Source organism: Cohnella hashimotonis (assembly GCF_030014955.1).
GTDB lineage: Bacteria > Bacillota > Bacilli > Paenibacillales > Paenibacillaceae > Cohnella > Cohnella hashimotonis.
The window spans coordinates 726029-744607 of the sequence record NZ_JAGRPV010000001.1 but is presented as its reverse complement, the minus strand read 5'-3'; the positions used below and the strand labels follow the sequence as shown (position 1 = coordinate 744607).

Here is an 18579-nt window from a genome sequence, read left to right as displayed (position 1 = left end):
GAACTGAGAGATGAAACTTAAAACCTTGCGAATGGTCGCGATGCTGCTCGCCTTCCTGCTCCTGCTTCAACCTTTGCTGGGCGGATGGAGTTTCTCAAGTCGCGCAAGCGCAGAGACAATTACGCCGCTTGAGCAAATTAACGAAGCGCTGAATGACAACGATGCCGAAGCATTAATGTCAGCGCTTACAGATCCGGACGCCAACCTTACGCTGCCGGCTGGCTTCGCCGATTGGACCTTGCAAGACAAAACGGATGTCTCTCAGTTTCTTAAAGGGTTCATCCAACCCTCGCAAGATAACGGTTATGAGAGCTTGGCGCAAGTGCAATATATGCTGAACATGATCGGCGTTTTGTATGCCTCGCGAGATGGCGTCAGCATAGACATCATTAGCGGGAAGATCAAGCAATTACTCGCGTTGTCGTCCGACCTCAAAACGCTCTTCCCGAATTCCCCGGACATTGACATGTACAAAGAAACGATTGACCAAATCGCCGCGCTGTCTCCCGCCGACCGTCAAATCTTCGACACTTTTATTCAAAATCAATATGTCATGAGCACCGTTCAGGGAAATAATACCCCTCTCGTTATTGCAATGATCGTTTTCCATCCTGAGGGTCAGGCGCCGAGCTTTAGCCAGCCGCAGACCGCTGAACAAATGTTTGAAGTTCTAATGGGGCTGCTATATTATGCGGAAAACATCTCCGGCCTTAAAGAGGAGTATGAGGATATTCCGTTGGCAGATATCGGTATTGACCTCAGCAAAGCCCAAACTGTATTGGGAACTGATCTGGAAGCCGACGAGCCGACGATACGAAATTGGTTGGCGCTAGCCCAACAAATGCTCGATCGGCGCCCCGAAGCCGGCTATGCGAGCGTCGCCGACATTCAGTCCGTCATCGACGACTTCTTGACGCTTCGCGCCGTGAACCAAGCCATCGAGAACGATGACGTCGAGGGCTTGCTGTCCGCGCTGATCGACGAAGATCTCGGCCTGCGGCTGCCCGGGGGCTTCAATGGATGGAGCGACACAGCCAAGCGCTCCTGGGCCGCGACCTTCATGAGCCTCTTCGGAAATGACAGCGGAAGCGGCAGTCCGAACCCAAGCAACCGCTTCTCGTACAGCAGCTTGGCCCAAATCCAGTATGTCTCGGATCTGGCCGCGATTCCGGTTGTCTTGCTGAAAGACCAGAGCCTCCCGACGATCGGTAAAGCGGTCGACGACGCGTTCGCCAAGTTCGCCGAGTTCGGAACGGTTTTCTCTGATTACGAAGGCGCCGAAATGATCGCCAAGATGAGCGAAGCCTATTCCGCGCTGACGCCGGTCGAAAAATATATTTACAAATACTCCCTCTATATTACGCTCGCGACTGCGGTGAACGAACAACCGGTCGATAACGAAGAAGAAACTGGAAATGGCGAAGGCATAGGAACCGGCAGCCTGATCTATTTCCTGCTGGGCTCCTTTGCGACCTATCCACAAGTGGCCATTAACAGCGTGACTACGCCGGAAATGATGTCTACTTCGCTTGGGGTTTTGTTCCAGCAAGTCCAGATGACATACGAGAGCTTCAAGCAAGCTTACCCGAAAATCGATATCGAAGCTTGGGAGCTCGACCTTTCAAAATTGGGTAATCTGAACCCGGAAGACGAAACAATGGCGGAACTCAGCGACTGGATGCTGAACAAGCGCCCCGAAGGCGGCTATGCCGATCTTGCTGCCATCCAGTCGACCTTCGATCAGTTCTTCACGCCGGCCGCGCCTTCGGTCACGGCCGACGACAATGCGGACAAGCTTGTCGGCGCCGATGCGACGATGGAGTACTCGACCGACAACGGCACGACCTGGAAGAGCTATGATCCCGAAAATGCGCCGGTCTTCTCCAACTATGTCACCGTCCTCGTTCGCGTCAAGGCGAGCGGCGTGAGGGCGGCGAGCCCGACGACCAGCGTCTCTTTTAACGTACCGTACAGCCCGCCGAGCAGCACCACCACGGAAACGGTTTACGTCGACGTACAAGGCAGCAACGGCAGCGGCCTGGCCCGCACGCCGGTGACGCGTACGACGGATGCGTCCGGCAAGGTAACGGACACCGTGACGCTGTCGTCCGACATCTCCAAGGAAGCCGTGGACAAAGCCAAGGCGCAAAACGGCACCACGGTCCGCATCGTCCTCCCCGACTCTGGAGACAAGGTATCGGAAGTTAGGGTGAACATTCCGCAAGCAGCCTTGACACAGCTTAACGACGGGAAGATGAACCTGGAGCTGTCGACCGGCGACGGCGTCATCACCGTACCCGTCGCTTCACTCTCCGGTTTCGGCCAGGATCTGTATTTCCGACTCGTGCCGGTCAAGACCGAGGAAGGACGTGTACAGGTCGAGACAAGAGCCAAGCAGGAAAAGGCCGTTCAGGAATTTGTAAAGAACGAGTCTATTAAAATTTATGGTCGTCCGATGGAGATCGAAACGAATCTCCAAAGCAGAGAAGCGACGCTCTTCCTGCCGCTCAAGAGCGGACTTCCTGCCGATTCGACCGAACGCAACCGCATCTTGAACCACCTTGGCATCTATGCAGAGCACAGCGACGGCACGAAGGAACTGCTGCAAGGCAAGGTCGTCACGGTCAACAATGTGACGGGCATTCAGTTCACCGTTCAAAAATTCAGTACCTTTGCGCTCGTCTACATGGACGGCTTGAACGGCACCCAAACGCCGACTGTGCATACGCCTTATATCAACGGATTCGGCACGGACTTCCGTCCGGAGGCAACCGTGACCCGCGCCCAGATGGCCGCCATGCTCGCGCGTAACCTGCCGGACACAACGGTTACGACGGGCACCGCGGCAGACTCGGACGTGCGGTCCGGACACTGGGCGATTAACGAAATTCTGAAAGCCAAGGCAACAGGCATTATGGGCGGCATTACGGAGGATATGTTCGATCCGGAAGGCGCCGTGACACGGGCACAGATGGCAACGATCGCCGCGCGTTGGCTCCAGAAGGGACCTACTGCTGCGCAGATCACCCCGGTTCCGGGAAGCACCGCAGGCTATGGCGACGTAGCCGCCGACCACTGGGCTGCGGACGCCATCTCTTCCGTCTCGGCTGCGGGAATTATGACCGGCTACGCCGGCCAGACGTTCAAGCCGGATCAGAAGCTGACGCGCGCGGAAGCCGTCAAGGTGCTGAACCGTCTGTTCGACCGCGGCCCGCTGAGCGGGGCGACGGCAGTCACCTTCACGGACGTGCCTGCTACCCACTGGGCATACAGCGAAGTTGAAGAAGCCGCGACCAACCATACGTTCACGGTTGACGCGCAGGGCGTCGAACACATCGCCGCACCGTAAAGGCATTGTTTCGAAAAGAGGCTGCGACGCTTCGGCGTTCGCGGCTTCTTTTTTTCGCAGGAAGGAATTGATCGTCAAGACAATGGGGAGCGTGCGTTCCTATCCGATACAACCTGTACTATAATAGATAGATAAGCAGATGGCGTCCGCGCGGCGTCCATTATTCGTACAGGAGATTATGCCGCATGCAAATTATCGAATTGCCCATGAATCTGATCGACGAAGACAAGGATCAGCCCCGCTACCGGTTCGGCGAGGAATCGCTGCAGGAGCTGGTGAACAGTATCGACGAGATCGGCCTGCTGTCCCCGATCAAGGTGCGCAAGGCCGAAGGCGGACGCTACAAGATCATTTACGGCAATCGCCGGTACCTCGCTTGCTCCAAGCTTGGCCGCGATACGATCCCCGCCATCGTGTCGGAATCGACGGACGAGACGGAGATCTACCTCGAGCAAGTTGCCGAGAATCTGACGCGCGAAGGCTTCACGCCGATCGAGGAAGGCGAGGCGTTCGACAAGCTGCTGAACGACCCCAAGTTCGCTAGTTCGGTGAAGTTTCTGGCTGCCAAGCTCGGCAAGCCGGAGTCTTATATCAAGAACAAGTGCGAGCTGCTGAAGTTCGGGCCCGCGGTCAAGAAGCTCGTCGTCAGCGGCACCGACATCCGCAAGGGCACGTTGACCGAGGACCAGCTGCTCCCGCTCAAGGATCTGCCGATGGAATACCGCGATCCTCTCGCGCTTACGATGGCGAAGGACGAGATGCCCGTTATCGACGTAAAGCGGATCGCCAAGCTGTTCAAAGACGCGTCGATCTCGGAGCGCACGAAGAGCCAGCTGCTGTACAAGGACGGTCCAGGGCTCTTGGACACTTGGTCCGCGTACGAGGCGAGCCGCAAAGAACGCGCACGCGCGGCCGCGGACGCGGAGCGTCGCAAAGCGGAGGCCGAGGCCGAGCGCGAGGAAGCGGAGCCCGAAGAGGCGCAGCGGAAAAAGGCGGAGGCCAAAGGCGCGGCTGGAGCCGAAGGCGCCCAGCCGCATGCGACCGCCGGTGCGGAGAGCGCGGCCGCGCATGCCGTCGCCGCAACGTCGCCGGCAGCCGCTGCGGCGACGCAGCCGGGAGCGGCGGCGCTCGGTCAGACCGATTCTGCTGCGGCCGTAGCGGCAATGGCGGCAGCTGCAGCCGGTGCGCGAACGATGGCCACGCTGCGCGAATTGCTCGCGGCGCTGCCTGCGCCGGACACACTGGCGGCTGAATTGCAGGCGGCCACCTCCGTCGACCCGGAGGCGCTGCGGGACGGGCTCGACGACCTGATCGGCCGTCTCGAAGGCCATCTCAGCGCTTGCCGGACTGCAAGAGCCGAAGTGGTCAAGCGCATTTAAAAAGAGGAACGTCGGGAGCGAGCTCCTGACGTTCCTCTTTTGCATTAAGCCGTGCAACGCTCCCCCCCCCCCCGCACAACACTCCGGCAAAATAACGATGTCCCACATTCTTATTCCACCGCAAACACGCCATTCTAGTCGCATAACGATGCCCCACGTCCTTATTCCACCGCAAACACGCCTTTCCAGTCACATAACGATGTCCCACATCCTTATTCCATCGCAAGCAAGCGTCCCGCTATCGTCCATTAATCGTCTTAAAAAAGCCGTATGGAGCGTTTCGCTCCATGCGGCCTTACAGCTGGATTACACAACCAAATCGGATACCGCTCGCTTATTGCTTGTCGATCAGCCCCATGAGCATGACCACGAACTCTGCACGCGTCGCATGGGATCCGGCCATGAACGTTGAATCGGGATAGCCGTTGATTACGCCCCGGGACGCGAGTGCGTTTACGCTATCTACCGCCCATGAAGGAATCGCGTCTCCGAATGACTTGCGGTTGCTCGCATCCGCAGCGAGCCGATACGCATTTTGCAGCATTACCGCAACTTCCGCTCTCGTAATGGGAGAGTCACCGTTGATATAATGCTTGCCGTTGCGAACGGTACCGGTCACCAGTCCGTTGGCAAAAGCGGCAGCAATATAGGGCTTGCTCCACTCGGCCAGTCCGTTCCAATCGTCGAAGTAGGCGGCTGCAGCGTCCAGATCTGCCTGAACGCCCAGGGGCAAGTGCCTGGCTCTTGCGAGCATCACGATCGCTTCATCTCTTCGCATATCGCTTTTCGGAGCGAAAGCTTCGGGCGATCTGCCTGATACGATGCCCAGCTTGTACGCTCGCTCAATAGCCGCCTCGGCCCAAGGCGTCTGTGCGTGCACATCCCTAAATGAAGAGCCTGCAGGCGTTCCGCTATCCGTCCCGCCGTCGGTTTGTCCTCCGGATTGCCCCGGCTCCGTCTGGCCGCCGCCCGTCTGCGGCGTATTCGGGTTCGTTCCTGGATTGGTACCTGGGTCGGTACCAGGTTGAGTGCCTGGATTAGTCCCTGGATCCGTTCCCGGATTCGTTCCCGTATCCGTTCCAGGGTCTGTGCCCGGATCTGTCCCCGGATCCGTGCCTGGATTCGTACCTGGATCTGTACCTGGATCTGTACCTGGATCTGTACCTGGATTCGTACCCGGGTCCGTGCCTGGGTCCGTGCCTGGGTCCGTACCTGAGTCCGTACCTGGATCCGTACCTGGGTCCGTGCCCGGATTCGCCTTCACGACAGTGACGTCATCCTGCGCAACGTTGCCCAAAGCGTCGATTGCCGTTATCGTGCTATAAGCTTGCGTGCCGGCGCCTAACGTACCGGCAATGCTGAAGCGACCCGCTTCGTTTGCCGTTACGCGATTGCCCTGACTGTCCATTACGGTCGCATACGGCACGGTGCTGCCGTGAATCTCGTATTTGCCCGCCGAGTCGGCCGCAATCGACCCATCCGGCTCCGTACTGACGAACAAGGCCGGCGGGAGACTGCTGTAGTGCACGGCCAGACCGTACTCGGATACGTCGCCCTGATCGTTCTCGGCTACGATGCGAATCAAACTCGAGCCCGCATCTCCGTCAACGGAGACCGGTACCGCGATATGATTTTCATAATCGTCGCTCGCGTAGATGCGCGTATAGTTCGGCAAATTCGTCGCTTCATCCAGCGTCCCGTCGCTCTGCCAGACTGAGAACTTAGCGTCCAGATCCCGGGATTGTCCGTCTTCGGCGCTGACATAAGCAGTCGCAACATTCAGTTCGAAGTCGCCGTTCACCGAAAGGACATTGCCCAGCACCGAATCGCTTGCGATCGCGCCGAGGCTCGACGCCACATGCAGGACCGGCATCTTGACCAGCGGCACTTGGACAACGTCCGTCGTCGTCGTAGTGCCGTAGATGTAGGACGAGCCCGCTTCATCCGCGACGGCAAACGGCGTCACCGCAAGCTTGTAGCTGCTGCCGGATTCCATCCCGCCAAAATCAAGTTTAAACTCGCCGTTCACCGCATCGTCCGCCGAGATCTGATACTCGATCGGCCTGCCGGCGTGCGCGACCTGGTTGCCCGTCGGGTTGTCGTCGCCGTCAAGCTCGTCCGTATAAGAGATCGGCGACATCACCGCATTGCCGTCCGCATCGAGAAGACGCACCAGATAACCGTCCGCGCCAGCGACGCCGCTCCATGCCGCATGGATCGTGCCGCCGCCGCCCGCCGAACCCGTGACCGCGCTTATCGCGCCAGGCGCAAGCGGGTTGACGACGTTCATCGGCTGCTTCGCGTTCAAGCTCGCATACGGAATCGTTCTGGACGTATCCGCGTTCGGCGTCCCGACCAGCGTAATTCTCGGATAATACGTACCGCTTTGCAGGTAACGCAAGTCTTCCGCCGTAAATACGTAGCTGCCGCTAATTGCACGGTCCGTCACTTGCTCAGGATCTATATCGATCTCATGGATGAGTACGCCTGCGCCCGTATCCGCCGGGTTGTCGCCATTGTCCGCGGACAAACGGACTTCGACGCGATAGTTCTCGGCGTCTGTATCGAGTCCGGTCAAATCCCAGCTTGCCGCCCCGGTTCCTGCGTCGTACGCTGCGCTCGCAAGCTTCGGCACCGGCGCAATGGCAATAATGGAGCTGTCGAACGATTGGCTCGACGAGATCGTCCAATCGCCCGTCTGCGCGCCAAGACGAATCATGATCGTATGCTCGGACACGATCGCGGCATTCGCATTCGGATCGTCGTAGAATGGCGTGCCGTCGCTCAGGGTGCCCGCATAAGTCAAACCGTACGGATTGCCTTCCGGATCGAGGATGCCGATATCCTCGGGATCGGCGTTGACGAGTACGGCATAATCGTCCGTCAGGCCGTCGGGGAACGTCACCGTATGGACGGTACCCGCTTCATCCGTCGCGATCGACGGCGCAAGGGCAACGCCTCTGAACAAACCGGCCGAACCGCTTGAAGCGACCACGCTCACGTTGGAGAAGGCATTCAACTGCCCCACCGCATGGCCGTCCTCATCGTAGAAAGTCTGTCCGGTCGATTCCGCGCCGATGCTCCTTCGCCCTACGCTGACAGAGCCGCTTCCGAACGCGTAGTTCACCTTGAGGCCGAAACCGAGAATGCTGAAGGCCGCGTAAGCATTGGAGTTGCTCAAGCCGACCGTTTGGTTCGCCAACGTATACGGACCGATGTCGAAAACGCCGACATCAATCTTCGGAATCTGGAGGCGACCGTACAATTGCCCGTTCAAGTTAAAGCCGTTGTTGCTGTAATAGGTCAGGTTGGCATTGCCGCCCGCCAGAATGACCGAGAAGTTTTTCAAAATGTTGGCGGCGATATTCATTTGATACGATACCGACGTGTTCGTGATGTAGATTCCCGCCTGGAATTTGTCGAAAAGCTCCATCTTGAGCAGCGTCGGGTTGCCGGACAGCGTGATTCCGGAAGGTCCGATCGCAAGCTCTACGTCATTGAATTCGAGCAGTCCCTCCCCCGCGACGAGGCTGCCTACTTCAAGATCGCCGTTGATCGTGATCATGATTGGAGCAACGCCTTTGTAATTGCCGGTCATCGTGTCCGCCAGACCCGAGACCCCGCCTCCAATGCGCGTCAGCTTCGCGATCGGCACCATCGGCGTAACCGGAATGCCGTTGGTTAAGCCGACGACGATCTTGATCGTGTCGGGGATAAATTGTCCGTTCGCGCCGTTTTTCTTTAAGCTCATGCTCGCCGCGAAGTTCGCCAGCTTCGCGTCGATGTCGAAGGCAACCCCGTATTTTTGCTCGAACGTATCGATCGAGCCTTCGGCCGTCGCGCCGATGCCGAAGCCGCCCAGCAGCTTCTTGGACATGTCGTTCCCGGGGGTAAAGGAACCGTCCGCCTTGACCCCTTGGAAATCCAGGCTTCCCTGGCCGTTCATCCCATATTGAAGGCGATCGATCGTAAGACCGAAGCCCACGTTGCTGCTGCCGGGCAGCGCCATGCCGAAGTATACCTTGCCTTCGAACATGACGGCGTTGCCGAGCAGCGTCGCCCCCGTAATTCCTGCCTGCATCCCGCTGCCCAGCACGGTAAGCCTGTTCTGATTGCGGATGGCAAGCTCAACGTTCTGCTTGCCGTCGTCCAGCCAGTCTCCTTCCGGGTCCTTCGCGTATTCATCCACGTACTCGATGCCTTTTTCAAGCTCGATCGAGCCGTCCGACGTCGCCAGGATGCTGAACGAGCCTGCTACCAGGTTGACGTCGTCCATCGTGATCGCGACATTGCCGTCGGCATCGTCGCGAACGCGAAGCTTACTCTGCGCGGTCGGCAGATAAGTCGTCAACCCGCCGTTGACGATCGTCGTGCCGCCGAAGTTATATTCGCCCGGCACGTTCGCATTCACCGTGAAGCTGCCCTTCATGGTGATAAGCGCTTTGCGGTTGCCGAGCTGTTGATTCAGCTCCTTCTCGCTCTCCGCAACTAGAACCGAATGCTTGAATTGCGCGTCGGATACAATCGCCATATTGCCGAACTTGGTGTGGCTCAAGGATTGTGCCGATGCGATCGTGACGGAGCGCTGCACGCCGTTGCTGGCTACGTAATACGTAACGTCCATGCTGCTGGACAGCATATTGGCAGGCACGAGGATGACCAATGAATTGGACGTCACGTCAGTCACGGTAGCCGGCACCGTCGGATCAGGCGACGTGCCGATATACAGCTGGCCTTTGCCGCCCATATTCGTTCCGTACACGACGATGGATTTGAAGACGCCCGCCAGCTTGGAGTTAGGCGCGATGGACGAGATATTCCGCAGCTTGGCCGCTCCGGCCGTCGTGCCTTCCACGTTCACAGAATCGTACAACAATTCGACGGAAGCGACGCGGCTTTTCGTGACGGCCGGGCATGTATATACGCTCTTCGTCTGGTCCTGGGGATCGGATCTCACGAAGGTACAGGTATAGACGGACGTCACGTCCGGATTAAGCGCATCGCGCAGCTTGATCTCCGGCGTGTAGATATTGCTCGGATCGTTCGGCGGCGCGAAGGAGAACGTAATCGCCTGGTTCATGTTCACCTGGGCCGGATAATTCGAGAACAGCGCGGCGCTGTTCGTCGTGATAGGAATCGTGACCTCGGCAAACTGGACGATCACATGCAAGGACCCGCTCGCAGACAGCTGCGCATTCGCCGGATAGGGCATCATGCTGAATTCCATTTTCGAAGCGTAAGGATCGGCCGGTTTCCCCTGCTTGACCAGTTGCAGACTTGCACCGAGCGAGCGTTTGACTTGGACGTTGGTCACATATCTCGTCGGATCCGTGTTCGCAATCTGCAAGTTGATCGTATCGCCCGGATAATAATCCTCGAGATTCAGAATCACCTGCGCGCTGCTGTTGTTCGTAATCTCCACGACAAGCGGGTTGGACACGACCCGGTCGACGAGCACGGTGACGATCGCGTCGGTAAACGGCATCACGAACGAATAGGTGCCGTTGCCGTTCGCCGTAACCGGCAATGTCACGTTCAGCAGCTCGGATCTGACTTCGATGCCCTTAACCTTGTAAATTCGGGTATTATAGCTGCCCGGATCGACGGTGACGATGTCGCCCGAATGATCCGTCGCCGGCTTCCCTCCGGTCGCCTGTACGAAGGTCGAACCTCCGGACAACGACGGCGATACGGCGCCGGGAATCGTAGACTTCACCAGGATGTCATGCGCAGCTTTGCCGTCCGTAGAGGTAACCGACAAGAAGACGGGCTCGTTCGGCATCGTGAAGGTATAGCGGAACTGATAATTCGTCGTATCGAACAAGGTATTCGTCACGGGCGACGTTTTGGACGTATTCTTGCCTACGAGCTGGACGCCGGCCGGGATCAATCCGCTGGACGACGTTTTCATCAACAATTGATCGCCCTGAATGAAGTAATAGTAGTTGCCGTATTCATAAGGGAATGTTTTTCGCAAGCCCGACGGATCCACGTGTTCGATCGTCGGACTCGCGAAGCCGATCAGGTTGCGGATATCGACTCGCTGAGCGGACGCGCTCACGACGGTCACCTTAATCGTTCTGGCCGCCGAAGAAGCATTTTTGACGATGGTCAATTTCAAGCTCCATGGATGATGCTCGGCAACGCCGGTCGAGACCGCTTGAAAGCTTTTTAACACATTGTTGCCTTGCGCGTCGACGGCAACGACATTGTATACCATGGCGGCGGTCAGCGGCGCGGATGCTTCCGTCGTATCGATGGAACGGTTCACCAGCGTAATGCTGTAATCGTCTTCTGCGGCGACGGTCAATCCTTCTGCAGGAATCAGCGTGCTGCCCGAATACGTTTGAAAGTCGCTGCTGTTGGCCGAGACTACCTTGACCGTATCGGCGACCGCCGTCGCTGGCCAGGAGACGACGATCGTCAGCGTATCGTTCGACACGCTTGTCGTCGTCGCCTGGGCGGTAAAGGTGCCCGTGCCCAGATTGGCAACGACGATTGAATCGTAAGCGCCTGCCGTCCCATCGAATCGATACCCCGATGCAGCGGTAAGCACATACTTGGTCTTGTAGCTCGTTCCGATCGCGAACGACCCGCTCGCCGGCTGATAGGTTCCGCCGTTATCCGCGGACCAGGCTACGCTCGCCGTCGCATGCCGGAAAGTGCTGCTGCCGTTCGCTTGCGGGGCGCCCGTCACCGGCGCGGTCGTGCCGATCGCAATATCCGCAGGTGCAATTGCGATGGCGTTCGTCGCCGGCCACGAGACGACCAGCGTCAACGTATCGTTAGCGGCGTCTGTCGTCGACACGGTCGCGGCGAACGTGCCCGTACCAAGATTGGCGATTCGGCTCGCGAGATCTCTCGCGCCGTTCTTGTTGTAGGCGCCCGCCGTTGAATCAAACATGTAACCCGCCGAAGCGGTCATCACGTATTTCGTCTTGTAGCCCGTGATCGGCGCGAACGTGCCGCCGGCAGCCGCGTAATTTGCGCCGCCGTCTCCCGACCAGGTCACGACCGCCGAGCCGTGCGCAAACGAATTCGTCCCGTTCGCCTGCGCAGCGCCCGTCACCGGCGCGGCCGTGCCGATAGAGAGGTCCGCAGCCGCGATCGTGGCCGCACCGGTGACCGGCCAGGTCACCACGATCGTCAATGTATCGTTCGCCGCCCCCACCGTCGACACATTGGCGCTGAATTCTCCCGTGCCGAGGTTCGCAACGGCGATGGCGTTATAGGCATTCGCCGCCGGGCTGAATTCATAGCCGCTCGCCGCAGTCAACACATACTTGGTTCGATAGACCGTATTCGGAGTGAAAACGCCGCCGGCCGCCGAATAATTCATTCCGCCGTTCGCCGACCAGCTGACATTGGCGGTGGCATGCGCAAATGCATTCGTGCCGTCCGCGATATTCTCGCCTGTCGCCGGCGCGCTTGTCCCGATGGAGAGATCGGACGCAGCGATCGCCGCGAAGGCCGTCGCCGGCCAGGTTACCGTAATCGTCAGCGTGTCATTCGCCGTGCTCGTCGTCGATACGACGGCCGTGAACGTCCCGGCGCCTATATTCGCGACGGCAATCCCATTGTAAGCACCCGCCGTCGGGTCGAAAATATAGCCCGCGTCCGCAGTAAGCACGTACTTCGATTTATAAGCCCTTCCTGGCGCGAACGTGCCGCTTGCCGGCGCATAGCTCCCGCCATTATTGGCAGACCATGTCACGCTTGCGCTTGCATGCGCGAACGTATTCGTGCCGTCCGCGACATTTTCTCCCGTTGTCGGCGCAGCCGTGCCGATCGACAGCCCGTGCGCGGCGACGGTCGTCTGCGGCGCGGAGGCCGTCTTCGGCCAAGTAACCGTAATCGTCAGCGTGTCGTGCGATGCGCCGGAAACGACCGCGGTATAGGCGCCCGAGCCGAGATTGGCGATGCGGCTCGTCAATGCCTTTGCGCCGCCCGCCTCGTACGCGCCGGCGGCGGTGTCGAAAAAGTACCCGGATGATGCCGCGATGACGTATTGCGTCTTATAGGTCGTTTCGTAGGCGAAGGTCCCGCTTGCCGTATCGAAGGTCGCGCCGTTGTCGGCGGACCACTTGACCGTGGCGGCGGCGTGACCGAACGTATTTGCGCCATCCGCCATGCTCGCTTTCGGTACGGGCGCAACCGTGCCGATCGAGAGATCGGAAGGGACGATCAGTCCGGTTTGCGGCCAGGTCACATCAATATACATATAATCGACGGTGCCGATTACGTTGAACGTGCCCGTGCCAAGGTTCGGAATCCGGCTCGACAAGTCTCTGGCTTGGCCCTTGTTGTAGACATTAGGCGTGTCGAAGGTGTAGCCGTTCGCCGGGACGAGGACGTACGATGTCTTATAAACCATCCCGGAAACGAATGGTTCGCCAGCGTTCAGATACTTAAAGGGACTTTCCTGATTCCATTCTATATAATCGACCGTTGCATGATTGAATACATTCGTGCCGTCCGTCGCGAGCGCCGAAGGTGCCGGAGCGGCGGTGCCGATCTGAATGTCGCCGGCCCCGATGATGGTCTGCCCCGATGCCGTCGCCGTCGTGTTCCACATCACGACGACGGTCAAGGTGTCGCCCGCGCGCCCCTTCGTTGAAACGTTCGCTCCCGCCAGGAAGCTCGTGCCGAGATTGGCGATGCGGCTCGCCAAAGACTTCGCCCCGTCGTTGTAAATACGGCTGGTGGTGTCGAACGCGTACCCTGCGTCTGCCGTAATCTCGTACTTGGTGAAATAATCCGTGCCGGGCGCAAACGTGCCGCTCGCCGGATTGAAGCTGGTGCCGTTGGCGGACCAGGTGACGACGGCGGTAGCATGAGCGAACGTATTTGTGCCGTCCTCGATTGCCGCGCCAGTCACAGGAGCGACCGTGCCGATCGAGATATCGGCCGGCTCAATCGTTGCGTTCGGCCATGTGACCGTGATCGTCAGCGTATCGTTCAGCGTGAACGCCTGACTTACGGTTGCGGTGAACGTCCCCGAGCCCAGGTTGGCGATGCTCCCCGTCAAGTCTCGCGCCCCGCCCTGCTGATAAGCGCCTGCTGCAGGATCGAATACATGACTCGAATTCGCCGTCAGCACATAACGCGTCTGATAATTCGAGCTTTGCGCAAAGAAGCCGCCAGCTGCGGCATAGGCGCCGCCGTTCGCGGACCATTGTACGGACGTCACCGTTCCGCCGCCGAACGTAATCGCGCCATCGGCGATCGCCGCGCCGTTAAACGGGGCCGCCGTCCCGATCGAGATGTCGGCCGCGGCAACCGTATCCTCCGCGGATGCCGCGACGGGGAGCATTGTAAATACGATTGCAATGGATAAAATCATCGATACCAGCTTGGAAGCCAAACTTGTCCTCATATAAAGCTGCAATCGTTTCATGGGAACCTCCTAAAAAATAACTAGGACGATGATGTGCAAAAGTGACAAAAGCGCATCTATAAAAGGTTATAGACGCGCGCCGTTGTCAAAAAAGCCGTTTTTAAATGGTTGTCTATAAGTCTATGAGCTTCAGATCGATGTTGCGGCTCACGGTCAGCATCCGAAGAATCATCGTTACCGCCTGCTCTCGCGTCGCGGCGGCGCCCGGATAGAACTTGCCGTCGTCCAAGCCTTTGACAATATCGGCGCCCGCCATTTGCTCGATATACGCGCGGGCCCAGCTGTAGGTCGTATCCGGGAAATTAATCTCTTCGGTCGTCTGATCGAGAACCATCAGCCGTGCCAGGATGGCCGATATTTCGGCACGGGAAATCTGCTGGTTCGGCTTAAAAGCGCCGTTGCCTACGCCTTCGACAACGCCGGCGGCCGTCAGCGCATCGATGGCCGGTTCAGCCCAGTGGCCCTTCGTATCGGAATAGATCGAGCCCGAACCACTTGTCGCCGAGCCGAGGTACAGCGCGTTCGCCACCATCGCGACGAACTCTGCGCGCGTAATCGGGTCGCTCCCGTGGAAGCCGCCGTCCGATCTTCCCCGGACAATGCCGAGCTGCTGAGCGACTTGAATCGCTTGCGCGCTCCAGCTGTCCGCCCGAACATCCGCCAATGGTTGGGGCGCGGCCTGATTTAGCGCAGCTAGCAGCGTTTCTTTTACCTTCGCCACATTCGAGATTTTTTCATTGAGAATCGGTCCCCGGGATGCGGACGGCGTGTCGTCGATTGGAGGCGGCGTGTCCACGGCTGCTTGCGGCGTTTCATTGGTGCTTGCCCTGGTTACCGTCACGGCGTACGTATTCGTCGCCGTTCCGTCCTCTGCCGTTACCTTAACCGCAATCGGGTTGCCGCCCACGCTCAACGGGATTGCGCCGGATGCCGAGCCGCTCGCCACAGGCGTGCCGTTGACCGTTACTGTCGCACCGCTGTCGCTCGCCGTCGGCGTCACCGTGATGCTGTCCACGCCGTTCGCCACGCTTGCCGTGTAGCTCGTCGTGCCCGGCGCAAATGCCGGACTCAGGCTGACGCTCGACAAGCTCAAGCCGCTCAAGCTCGCATTCGTACTCAGGCTCGGCGCTCGCGTCACCGTCACCGTATACATTTGAATCGTCGTCCCGTCCTGTGCCGTCACCTCGACCTCGATCGGATCGTTGCTTCCCACGCTCAGGTTGATAGCGCTCGAAGCCGAGCCGCTCGCCACAGGCGTGCCGTCAACCTTCACCGTCGCTGCGCTGTCGCTCGCCGTCGGCGTCATCGTGATGCTGTCCACGCCGTTCGCCACGCTTGCCGTGTAGCTCGTCGTGCCCGGTGCAAACGCCGGACTCAGGCTGCCGCTAGACAAGCTCAAACCGCTCAAGCTCGCATTCGTGCTCAAGCTTGGCGCTCGCGTCACCGTTACCGTATACGTTTGAATCGTCGTCCCGTCCTGTGCCGTCACCTCGATCTCGATCGGATCGTTGCTTCCCACGCTCAGGCTGATAGCGCTCGAAGCCGAGCCGCTCGCCACAGGCGTGCCGTTGACCGTTACTGTCGCACCGCTGTCGCGCGCGGTCGGCATGACCGTGATGCTGCTCACGCCGTTGCTTACGCTTGCCGCGTAGCTTGCCGTACCGGTCGTAAAGGTCGGACTCAGGCTGCCGCTAGACAAGTGCAAGCCGCTCAGATTCGTATCATGGGAGGGGGGACCCACTCTCCGAATCCGATGATTGCCCCCATCCGCGATGTACAGATAGCCGCTGCTGTCGACAGCCGTTCCATACGGCTGATTCAGCTTGGCCGACGTCGCGTCTCCGCCTTCTCCCGAATAGCCGGCCGTCCCCGTACCCGCCACGGTGGTGATGAACCCCGACGTATCGACTTGGCGAATCCGGCTTTCATCGGAGTCCGCTATGTAAAGATTGCCGCCGGCGTCCACGGACAATTGCGTCGGATAACTCAGGTAAGCCAAAGTCGCGAGCGCCCCGTCTCCCTCAATGCCGCCGCCGGCCACAGTGCTGATGTAGCCTGATGCATTCACTTTGCGAATACGGTTGTTAAGCGAATCCGATATATACAAATTATCGTCGCTGTCGACCGCAATCCCTTCCGGACGAGCGATCTGAGCGTTCGTGGCCAAGTCGCCGTCTCCCGAAAAGCCTTGCGTGCCGTCTCCCGCCGCCGTGCTGATGATCCCCGTCGACGCATCCACTTTCCGGATTTTGTTGTCGGCTTGATCCGCGATATACAGATTATCGTGGCTGTCGACAGCCAGCGCCAACACGCTGCGGAGCCGGGCCGACGTCGCCGGGAAGCCGTCTCCCTGATCCATGCCGGACATATTGCCCGCGACTGTGCTGATATAGCCCGACGCATCCACCTTTCGAACGACGCCGTAGTTATCTCCGATATACATATTGTCATGGCTGTCGAAAACGATGGCATCCGGCAATTTCAGCTGGGCCGCTGTCGCCAGATCTCCGTCGCCCGAATAGCCGGACGTCCCCGTACCCGCTACCGTGATAATCTTCAGCGTCGTTTTATCCACTTTCCGGACTCTTTTGAAGTCGTCCACGAAATACAGATTCCCTTGATGATCGAGCGCCAATGCGCTCGGCTCCGACAGCTCGGCCAACGTCGCCAAGCCGCCATCCCCCGAATAGCCGTCCGTTCCGGTGCCCGCTACCGTGATAATCTTGCCAGGCGCCCGCGTCACCGTCACGGTATAAGTCTTCGTCGAGCCGTCGTTCGCCGTGACCACGACCGGAATCGGGTTGCTGCCCACATGCAAGCCGATCGCGCCGGAAGCCGAACCGCTCGTTACCGGCGTTCCGCCGACGGTCACCGTCGCGGAGTTGTCGCTCGCCGTCGGCGTCAAGTTAACGCTGCTGACAGCGTTCGCTACGGTAGCCGTATAGTTCGTCGTGCTCGCGGAAAACGCCGGACTCAAACCGGCGCCTCCGCCGGACAGCGACAGCCCGCTCAGGTTCGCATTGTTGGATGGCACAATCTTCCGAATCCGGTTATTGCCCGCATCCGCAATGTACACCGTACCGCTGCTGTCGACCGCTACCCCCGTAGCGGAATTCAAAGCAGCCGATGTCGGCAATCCTCCGTCTCCCGAATACGTCTTTTGGCCGTTTCCCGCAATCGTGGCGAGGCGCCCCGACGTATCGATCTTCCGAATCCTGCTGTCGTTAAAAACCGCAACATACAGATTCCCGCCGCTGTCGAATGCCAATCCTACCGGGACGCCCAAGGAGGACGTCTCCGCCGGACTTCCGTCCGGCGAAAATCCGGAATTTCCGGCTACGCCGGCCACCGTACTGATGTTGCCCGACAGATCGACCTTTCGAATGACGTTATTGTTCGAGTCTGCGATATACAGATTGCCGTAGCTGTCAATGGCCAATCCGAGCGGACCGGATAACTCGGCATCCGTCGCCGCCCCCCCGTCTCCCGAATAGCCGGAAACGCCATAGGTCCCCTTGCCCGCCACCGTAGAGATTTTTCCCGACAGACGATCTACTTTCCGGACCCGGTTATTCGACGAATCCGCGATATATAAATTATCGTTGCCATCGATCGCAAGCCCGACCGGAGCGGATAACTCGGCATCCGTCGCCGCGCCGCCGTCGCCCGAGTTCCCGTCATTTCCGTTGCCGGCTACCGTGGAGATATTCCCGTCCGTATCTACTTTGCGAATCCGATGGTTGCCCGAGTCCGCGATATACAGATTACCGCCGCTGTCAAACGCGATTGCCTCTGGCGCAAACAAGCTCGCATACTCGGCCGAGCCCCCGTCTCCCCCGAACCCGAAATTCCCGTCTCCGGCCACCGTGGAGATCATTCCGGTCGATCGATCGACCTTTCGAACCCTGGATCCGAAAAATTCGGATATATACAAATTGCCGCTGCCGTCAATTGCGACATTTTTAGCAAAATTCACTTCCGCATCCGTCGCCGGGCTTCCGTCTCCCGAACTGCCGGACGTTCCCGTGCCGACGGCCGTTACGATCATGTCCCCGCCGGCGGCATAGGCTTTGCCGTTGCTCCCGAACCATTCAGGCAGGGAGGTCGTCATCAGCAGAAAAATCAGGATGTAAGCGATCGGCCGGTTTATCTTTCGCACGTTTGTTCCTCCTCTTCAGACGCATATCTCGTGTATGATAGAAAGCTATAATTCGACAGCATCTCCCAATAAACAAGGAAAGCCCGCATAAACTAGGCCGATTCTATCACACAGGAATAAACAAAACCTAAAATAACACTCAACAAAACCTGAACAGACTAGGACAAACGGCTTATCTGCTGCTTGGAAATAAAAAAAAGCCGCGGCGCAAAAAGCGACCGCGGACAGTAGCGAAGATCTGGATATTTAGAAGATTTCTCGATTATTTAGAAAAGTTCGGACGACTCGTCTGCAA

Annotated in this window: 4 protein-coding genes; 2 read left to right on the top strand and 2 right to left on the bottom strand. The window is 58.7% G+C overall.

What is annotated here, in order from left to right:
• Nucleotides 1-10: 10 nt before the first annotated feature.
• Both KB449_RS03010 and KB449_RS03005 read left to right on the top strand, forming a co-directional pair.
• Nucleotides 11-3349: a DUF4073 domain-containing protein gene (locus KB449_RS03010; RefSeq protein ID WP_282906945.1), complete on the top strand. Its 3339-nt coding sequence runs from the start codon at nt 11-13 to the stop codon at nt 3347-3349.
• 185 nt (nt 3350-3534) lie between these two features.
• Complete coding sequence (locus KB449_RS03005; protein WP_282906944.1) at nt 3535-4728, top strand: ParB/RepB/Spo0J family partition protein; 1194 nt, start codon at nt 3535-3537, stop codon at nt 4726-4728.
• 334 nt (nt 4729-5062) lie between these two features.
• On the opposite strand, the gene KB449_RS03000 is transcribed toward KB449_RS03005, so the two are convergent.
• Both KB449_RS03000 and KB449_RS02995 read right to left on the bottom strand, forming a co-directional pair.
• Nucleotides 5063-14125 carry an S-layer homology domain-containing protein gene (locus tag KB449_RS03000; protein ID WP_282906943.1) on the bottom strand — a complete coding sequence of 3021 codons (9063 nt, stop codon included), beginning with the start codon at nt 14123-14125 and terminating at the stop codon, nt 5063-5065.
• 112 nt (nt 14126-14237) lie between these two features.
• Nucleotides 14238-18284, bottom strand: a complete 4047-nt coding sequence (locus KB449_RS02995; protein ID WP_282906942.1) for a cadherin-like beta sandwich domain-containing protein — start codon at nt 18282-18284, stop codon at nt 14238-14240.
• Nucleotides 18285-18579 lie beyond the last annotated feature (295 nt).

Coding starts and splice junctions, on each gene's coding strand:
- KB449_RS03010 (WP_282906945.1), top strand. CDS start 11: ATGAAACTTAAAACCTTGCGAATGGTCGCGATGCTGCTCGCCTTCCTG.
- KB449_RS03005 (WP_282906944.1), top strand. CDS start 3,535: ATGCAAATTATCGAATTGCCCATGAATCTGATCGACGAAGACAAGGAT.
- KB449_RS03000 (WP_282906943.1), bottom strand. CDS start 14,125: ATGAAACGATTGCAGCTTTATATGAGGACAAGTTTGGCTTCCAAGCTG.